Consider the following 7979-nt stretch of genomic DNA (forward strand, 5'->3'; position numbering starts at 1 on the left):
CTACGGAGCCACAGCGAACCATCTGTAGGAGCCCGCTTGCGGGCGATCCGCTGTAGCTTGTGCTGATCGCCCGCAAGCGGGCTCCTACAAAACCTGTCGCCAATCAGCTCAACACCTCGAGATACCGCGACAGCGTTTCGCCCTCCGCGGCGAACCAGCGTTGCGCCTCGTCGGTAGTCGGCGTGGCGAGTTCCGCGCGCCAATCCGGCTCCAGCGTATCGATGATGAAGGTGCGTACCACCGCACGGCCATCCGGGCGTTGCAGGTGCTGACAGACGCGACCCGCGCCAGGCAACTCGAAGCCTTCCAGCGAAACCATCTGCCCCACCCGCGCCGGCAATGTGGACAGCGCCACCTGATAACGTCCCTGCTGATCGGCGTAGGCCAGCGAGGTCTCGCAGTCGAACAGCGCGGCCAAAGTCTCACCATCACCTTGCGCCCGCTCGGCGCGCTCACGCAGTTGCAGCGCTGACTCACCCAGCTCGACCGCCCGCCCCTGCACCCAGCCAAGCCGGTCACCACAGAGAATCAGTCCACCACCGCGCTGCAGCACCTCGCCGCTTTCAGCGTCGCATTCCTCCAACAGGCGCAAACCGATCAACGGCCCGCTGCTGGCCTGCAAACGCCAGTCCTCGACATAGGCGCCACTGGTGCCGAACTCGATCATGCAGTTGCCGATGCGCTGCAACTGCGCCGGCTCCGGCCAACGGTTGTGCAGTTGCAGGGACACGCCGCCGTGCCAGCTCAGATAACCGTTCTCCCAGATACTGTCAGCCACCCAACCCTCGTGATTGGCGAGCTGGCGCAACTCGGCGGCGCCGTAGTCCTGCCAGGCCCGTACCGGCAGCGCGGGCGCATCCGGCAAGCGCAGGTCGATGGTGAAGGTGCGGCTTTGCAGCCAATGCACCTGGGTACGCTGGTCGCTGCGGCCATCGGCGAAGCTGATGGTGCGGCGACGAAAGTGCCCGAGCATCCAGTCCGGCACGCCGCCCTCGGCGCGCTGCGGGTAACGTTCAGCCAGTTCCAGCAGGTTCATACCGTCACCTCCTGGCGGTTCTGGCCAAAGCTGGACAAACCCGCCGCACCATCCGGCAGTTGCAGCGAACCATCCTCCAGGCGCTCGCGCAGATAACGGAAGGTCTGCGCGGTCTGCGCGAACAGGTGGTCGCCACAGTTCACCGGCGTGTACACACGCTCGCCGCGCGGCGGCAGACCGGCAATCGGCGCGATGCGCGTCGGGTAGTCGCAGGCGCAGAACAGCGGGAAGGCGAAGCGCTCCTCGCTGACCTTGCGCACGCGGTGCGAGGTGGCGACGAAATGACCATTGCTGAGCACCTCGAGCATGTCGCCGATATTGATCACAAAGGCGTCCTCCACCAACGGCACATCGATCCACTGGCCATCGCCGTTGAGCACCTGCAAACCTTCGGCGGTGGGCAGAAGAATGGTGAAGCACTCGTAGTCGGTGTGCGCGCCGATACCGGGACGGTCGGCCACTGGGTCGGGATCGAGCGGGTAATGAATCATGCGCAACTGGCTGGTGGGCTGCCGGGTGATGCCAGCGAAGGTGTCCTGGGCCAGCCCCAGCGCCAGGGCGAAGCCACGAAACAGCGTGTCGCCCAGCGCCAGCGCCGCGCGGTAGTAAGCGCCGACCTCGCGCTTGAAGTCCGCCGAGTCCGGCCACTGCGTCGGGCCCAGCAGCGGATAGACCTGCGCCGCCTCGGTGTAGTCGTAATTGACGTCGTAGGCTTCCTTGAGATCCTTGCTGCCACCGGCGAACTGCTCCTCACCCTCCGGCACGTAACCGCTGTGGTTGCTCGACTGGCCGATATAGAAGCGCATCTTCTCCTCCAGCGGGCGGGCGAAGAAACTGCGCGCCTGCTGGATCAGCCCGTCGCGCAGATCACGCGAAATACCGTGCCCGGTGATCTGCAGAAAGCCGACCTCGTGGGCAGCGCGGCCCAGCTCATCGGCAACGCGCTGGCGTTCGGCCAGGTCGTCTGAGTAAAGCCCGGCAACGTCGATCAGAGGAATGGACGTGAAATGGCTATGCGCCATGGCAATCTCCCTTGAACAAGTGAGTTACCTGGTCGTCCAGACGAGCAGCGGGTCGGGTCGTCCCGAGGGCGGCAGCGAGGCCGCCCCTGCAACAGGGTCGATAGCGATTTCCATGCCATCGCCATAACGCCGCCAAGCTGCGATACCACGAGCAGAATTGCCCCCGAACGGTGCAATGAACGCCAGTCAAGCCCCATCAGGCAGCACACAAACCGCAAGCAGCCTCGCCAGAGTGCCCAGACACGGGCTTCGGCGAGCTGGCACGCTATTCGCTAAAGCCTGAGTGTGCAGGTTCTAACCGGGGTTTCCCGGAATCGCGGCACCACAATTTGCGAAATGGATGACTAGGGTTCCGACTTGCCTGGCAAGTGCTGGTCCGAGAGTCATCGACCTCCAGTGAGGTTACACGGCGGGATAAAAGCCCGGGAGAACGCGCCTTTCGATGAACTCGAAACGTGCCGCGACTCCTGCCCGTACTCAACAAGACTGGAGGTTCCAAATGCGCAAGTACCGTCTGCTCTCCTTCGCCGCTGCCGGTCTGGCCGCGGTGCTCAGCTTCAGCGCTCATGCCGAGAAGAAAGACAGCTTCAGCGTCTGCTGGACACTCTACGCCGGCTGGATGCCCTGGGGCCATGCCAGCACCTCCGGCATCATCGACAAATGGGCGAAGAAATACGGCATCGACATCGATGTCGTGCAGCTCAACGACTATGTCGAATCGATCAACCAGTACAGCGTCGGTCAGTTCGACGGCTGCACCATGACCAACATGGACGCTCTGACCATCCCTGCCGCCGGTGGTGTGGACAGCACCGCACTGATCGTCGGCGACTACTCCAACGGCAACGACGGCCTGCTGATCAAGGGCGAGGGCAAGACCCTGGCTGACATCAAGGGCATGCGCGTGAACCTGGTGGAGCTGTCGGTGTCCCACTACTTCCTCGCCCGCGCCCTGGAAACCGCTGGCATGAGCGAGCGCGACGTGACTGTGGTGAACACCTCCGATGCCGACATCATCGCCGCCTATACCACCCCCAGCGTGCAAGCCGCTGCGACCTGGAACCCGATGCTCGCCGAGATCATCGCCCAGCCCGGCAGCACCCAGGTTTTCGACTCGTCGAAAATCCCCGGTGAAATCCTCGACATGATGGTGGTCAACACCCAGACCCTGAAGGACAACCCGGACTTCGGCAAAGCCCTGGTCGGCGCCTGGTTCGAGATTCTCGAACTGATGCAGGCCGGCACCCCGGAAGCCACCGACGCCCTGACCGAAATGGCCAAGGCCTCCGGCACCGACCTGGCCGGCTACCAGTCGCAACTGGCGACCACCAAGCTGTTCTACACGCCGAAGGAAACCCTGGACTTCGTCACCAGCCCGGCCCTGCCGGAGACCATGACCAAGGTTGCCAACTTCAGCTTCGAACACGGCATCCTCGGTGAAGGTGCGCGCAGCGCAGACGCCATCGGCATGACCTTCGCGGGCGACGTGACTACCGGCGACAGCGCCAACATCAAGCTGCGTTTCGACCCGAGCTACGTGCAGATGGCCGTCGACGGCAAGCTCTGAAGCGTACTCCCCACTCCCTCGCAACGATGATCAGGCGCCCCTGCCGGCGCCTGACGACCAGGCTTTGACCCCGAGGTACCCATGACAACTGCCCTCATTCTCCGCCCCACCCTCTATGAGGAAACCGTGCCCGGCGGCGGCCACACCTCCTTCATCCTCAAGCGCGGCCAGGTGCTGCGCATCACCGATATCGAAGGCGGCGCCAACGTCAGCCTGCTGCTGTTCAACGCCGCCGAGAAAAGCGAGCGCCTGAACCTGCCCGACACCCTCAAGGGCCAGCACACCGCCAAGCTCACCGCCGGCCACTGCCTGTACTCGGACATGGGCAAGGTGCTGGCGGCCATCACCGCTGACACCTGCGGTTGGCACGACAGCTTCGGCGGCGTGCTGAATGCCGAGGAAGTCGCAGAGAAGTACGGCCAGGGCCGCTACCAGGAACTGCGCAACGGCTTCTTCCGCAACGGCATGGACAACCTGCTGGTGGAAATGGGCAAGTGGGATCTGAACCTGCTCGACCTGCTGATGAACCTCAACCTGTTCAGCCGCGTGGATGTAGACGCAAACGGCGCCTTCCACTTCCAGCCCGGCAACAGCCAGGCCGGCGACTACATCGAGCTGTACGCACCGATGGACACCTTGGTGGTACTCACCGCCCTGCAACACCCGATGGACCCCAACCCACAGTACGCGTCCAAACCGGTGCAACTGAACTGGAGCAAGGTCGACAGCGACGGCATCACCGTGCTCTGCCGCACCTCGCGTCCGGAGAACGGCCGGGGCTTCCACAACACCGAACGCCAGTACATTTGAATGGGTCCCCGCCTGCGCGGGGATGACGCCGACCTCGTCACTCCCGCGAAGGCGGGAGCCCAGTAAACGCTATCGAGGACAGTCCGATGAGCCTTACTGCCAGCGACCTGACATCCAGCAACCTGCACTCCAAAACCGCCGTATTTCGCCACACCATCCCGGCGGGCGAGCCCTACCTGTTCGAGGTCAAGGCTGGGCAGACCCTGCGCCTGCACGACCTCGAAGGCAACCAGGCGATCGACACCCTGTTCTTCGCCGCGAAGAACCCACGCGAGCGCTTCGACCCGCAGCGCACCCTGCGCAAGCAGAACAACGTCTACCTGACCACCGGCACGGTGCTCTACTCCAACCTCGGCAAGCCGCTGCTGACCATCGTCGCCGACACCTGTGGTCGCCACGACACCCTCGGCGGCGCCTGCGCGCAGGAGAGCAACACCGTTCGCTATGCGCTGGACAAGCGCTATATGCACAGCTGCCGCGACAACTTCCTGCGCGCCAGCCTGCACGACGGCCGCCTGAGCAAGCGCGACATCGGCGCCAACATCAACTTCTTCATGAACGTACCGGTAACCCCCGAAGGCGGCCTGACCTTCGAGGACGGCATCTCCGCGCCCGGCAAGTACGTGGAGCTGCGTGCCGAGACCGACGTGATCGTGCTGATCTCCAACTGCCCGCAACTGAACAACCCGTGCAATGGCTGGAACCCGACGCCAGCCGAAGTGCTGGTGTGGAACTGACGTAGGGCGGGTGAAACCCGCCAGGGCTCCAGCCGAAGTGCTGGCGTGGGATTGATGTATGGCGGGTGAAACCCGCCAAGGCCCGGCGGGTTTCACCCGCCCTACAAAATTTGTCCCCCAGCACGCGCGGCACGCATCACACGACTGTTTCGACCACGGACGACCGTGGCACATAACGAATGACGGCGGGACGGCCCGCCATGACCTTCGAGGGTCACCCTGATGTTCGACAAACTCCTGATCGCCAACCGTGGCGCCATCGCCTGCCGCATTTTGCGCACCCTGCGTGAGCTGAACGTCGGCGGCGTCGCCGTCTACTCCGAAGCCGACGCTGCCAGCCTGCATATCCAGCAGGCCAACGAGGCGTTTTCTCTCGGCGACGGCCCGGCCGCGCAGACCTACCTGGTGGTCGACAAGATTCTCGCCGCTGCCAAGGCCTGCGGCGCCAAAGCCATTCACCCCGGCTACGGCTTTCTCTCCGAAAACGCCGCCTTCGCCGAAGCCTGCGAAGCCGCCGGCATCGCCTTCGTAGGCCCGACGCCCGAGCAATTGCGCGTGTTCGGTCTCAAGCACACCGCCCGCGCCCTGGCCAAACAGCACGGAGTGCCGATGCTCGAAGGCACCGAGCTGCTGGAAAACCTCGACGCCGCGCTGGTCGCAGGCGAACAGGTCGGCTACCCGGTGATGCTGAAAAGCACCGCCGGCGGTGGCGGCATCGGCATGCGCGTATGCCGCTCGGCCGAGGAACTGAGCGACGCCTTCGAGGCGGTCAAACGCCTGGGGCAGAACAACTTCAGCGACAGCGGCGTCTTTATCGAGAAGTACATCCAGCGCGCCCGCCACCTGGAAGTGCAGGTGTTCGGCGATGGCCAGGGTGAAGTGCTAGCCCTCGGCGTGCGTGACTGCTCGGTGCAGCGGCGCAACCAAAAGGTGCTGGAAGAAACCCCGGCGCCGAACCTGCCGGCCGGTATGGCGGATGAGCTGTGTGCAGCGGCGATCAAGCTGGCCAAGGCTGTGAATTACCGCAGCGCCGGCACTGTCGAATTCGTCTACGACAGCGAGGCCGAGCGCTTCTACTTCCTCGAAGTGAACACCCGCCTGCAGGTCGAACATGGCGTCACCGAACAGGTGTGGGGTGTCGATCTGGTGCGTTGGATGATCGAGCTGGCGGCCGACGATCTACCGCCGCTCAGCGAACTGGCCAAGACGCTCAAGCCGTCCGGCCATGCCATTCAGGCGCGACTGTACGCCGAAGACCCGGGCCGGGATTTTCAGCCCAGCCCCGGCCTGCTCACCGCCGTGCAATTTCCTGAAGCCGACGGCAAGGCCCTGCGTGTCGACACCTGGGTCGAAGCCGGCTGCGAGATCCCGCCCTACTTCGACCCGATGATCGCCAAGCTGATCACCTGGGCACCAACCCGCGAGCAGGCCAGCGCCGCGCTGGACAAAGCCCTTTGCGATTCCGTGCTGTACGGCGTGGAATGCAACCGCGACTACCTGCGCCAGATCCTCAGCGATGCACCTTTCGCCAGCGGCCATCCCTGGACGCGCTGCCTGGAAAACCTCGTCTATCAGGCCAGCACCTTCGAGGTACTGAGCGCCGGCACCCAGACCAGCGTGCAGGACTATCCCGGCCGCCTCGGCTACTGGGCCGTTGGTGTGCCGCCGTCCGGGCCGATGGACAGCCGCGCCCTGCGCCTGGGCAACCGCCTGCTCGGCAACGACGAAGGCGCCGCCGCGCTGGAAATCACCATGAGCGGCCCGCTGCTGCGCTTCAATATCGATGCAGTGGTCGCCGTCACCGGCGCCGAGATTCCGCTGAGCGTCGATGGCGTGGAACAGCCGATGAACACCGCCCTGCTGATCACAGCGGGTAGCACCTTGGCCCTCGGCACCATTGCCGGGTCCGGCGCACGCAGCTACCTGAGCATCCGCGGCGGCATTCAGGTTCCGGACTACCTGGGCAGCAAGAGCACCTTCACCCTCGGCCAGTTCGGCGGCCACGGCGGCCGTGCGCTGCGCGCCGGCGACGTGCTGCACCTGCTGCCGTTGAGCGATACCAGTAGCGGCGCGCAGTTGCCTGTCGAACTCTGCCCGGCCCTGCCAGTCGTGCGCGAACTGCGCGTGATCTACGGCCCGCACGGCGCGCCGGAATACTTCACGCCCGGCTATGTCGACAGCTTCCTCGCCACCGACTGGGAAGTGCACTTCAACTCCAGTCGCACCGGCGTACGCCTGATCGGCCCGAAACCGGAATGGGTGCGCGACAGCGGTGGCGAAGCCGGCCTGCACCCGTCCAACATCCACGACAACCCCTACGCCATCGGCGCAGTGGACTTTACCGGCGACATGCCGGTGATCCTCGGCCCGGATGGCCCCAGCCTGGGCGGCTTCGTCTGCCTGGTGACCATCATCGAGGCCGACCTGTGGCAGCTCGGCCAGCTCAAGGCCGGCGACAAGGTGCGCTTCGTGCCGGTGGATATCGCCATGGCAAGGGCGTTGGCCAAAGCCAGTGCCAGCGAATGCACCAGCCTTTGTGGGAGCGGCTGGGCGGCGCTCCGCTTCAGCCGCGATGCAGGCGGCACCGAAATCACGGATAAATCCGCTCCTACAGACGCGACCGTAGCCCAATGAGATGGACTCCTCCCTCCTACGGCGTCATTGCGCCAGACTGTAGGTTACGAAACAAACAATCCCGGAGGGGGAGCCCGCATGAAACTTAAACGCATAGGCGTGGATTTGGCAAAGCAGGTTTTTCAAGTTCATGGTGTCGACAGCCATGAGCAGGTCAAATGCCGCAAGCAACT

6 protein-coding genes, 1 pseudogene and 1 riboswitch are annotated in these 7979 nt (G+C 64.4%); of the genes and pseudogenes, 5 read left to right on the forward strand and 2 right to left on the reverse strand.

Annotation, left to right across the window (positions count from 1 at the left end; genetic code table 11):
* Positions 1-103: 103 nt before the first annotated feature.
* Both DBO86_RS17080 and DBO86_RS17085 read right to left on the reverse strand, forming a co-directional pair.
* Positions 104-1036 (reverse strand): hypothetical protein, encoded by a 933-nt coding sequence (locus DBO86_RS17080; protein WP_108234304.1) that lies wholly within the window; start codon positions 1034-1036, stop codon positions 104-106.
* Positions 1033-2058: an isopenicillin N synthase family dioxygenase gene (locus DBO86_RS17085; protein ID WP_108234305.1), complete on the reverse strand. Its 1026-nt coding sequence runs from the start codon at positions 2056-2058 to the stop codon at positions 1033-1035. The genes DBO86_RS17080 and DBO86_RS17085 overlap by 4 nt, the downstream gene beginning before the upstream one ends.
* A gap of 333 nt (positions 2059-2391) precedes the next feature.
* Positions 2392-2489, forward strand: a riboswitch (guanidine-I (ykkC/yxkD leader).
* A 68-nt stretch (positions 2490-2557) separates the two neighbouring features.
* On the opposite strand from DBO86_RS17085, the gene DBO86_RS17090 reads away from it, so the two are divergent.
* The 5 genes and pseudogenes from DBO86_RS17090 to DBO86_RS26800 all read left to right on the forward strand — a co-directional run.
* Positions 2558-3625, forward strand: coding sequence for a putative urea ABC transporter substrate-binding protein (locus tag DBO86_RS17090; protein WP_104727379.1), 1068 nt, complete (start codon positions 2558-2560; stop codon positions 3623-3625).
* Between the two features lie 81 nt (positions 3626-3706).
* The gene (locus DBO86_RS17095; RefSeq protein ID WP_108234306.1) at positions 3707-4435 is read left to right on the forward strand and encodes an urea amidolyase associated protein UAAP1; all 729 of its coding nucleotides are present in this window, start codon (positions 3707-3709) and stop codon (positions 4433-4435) included.
* Between the two features lie 86 nt (positions 4436-4521).
* Complete coding sequence (locus tag DBO86_RS17100) at positions 4522-5172, forward strand: urea amidolyase associated protein UAAP2 (RefSeq protein ID WP_108234307.1); 651 nt, start codon at positions 4522-4524, stop codon at positions 5170-5172.
* A 222-nt stretch (positions 5173-5394) separates the two neighbouring features.
* Positions 5395-7707: pseudogene (locus DBO86_RS17105) on the forward strand (5-oxoprolinase/urea amidolyase family protein); the annotation flags it as partial.
* A gap of 177 nt (positions 7708-7884) precedes the next feature.
* Positions 7885-7979 (forward strand): hypothetical protein (locus DBO86_RS26800; RefSeq protein ID WP_244185501.1); only part of this gene is annotated, 95 nt, incomplete at its 3' end.

Origin of the sequence: Ectopseudomonas oleovorans (genome assembly GCF_003052605.1) — a bacterium.
Taxonomy (GTDB): domain Bacteria; phylum Pseudomonadota; class Gammaproteobacteria; order Pseudomonadales; family Pseudomonadaceae; genus Aquipseudomonas; species Aquipseudomonas oleovorans_A.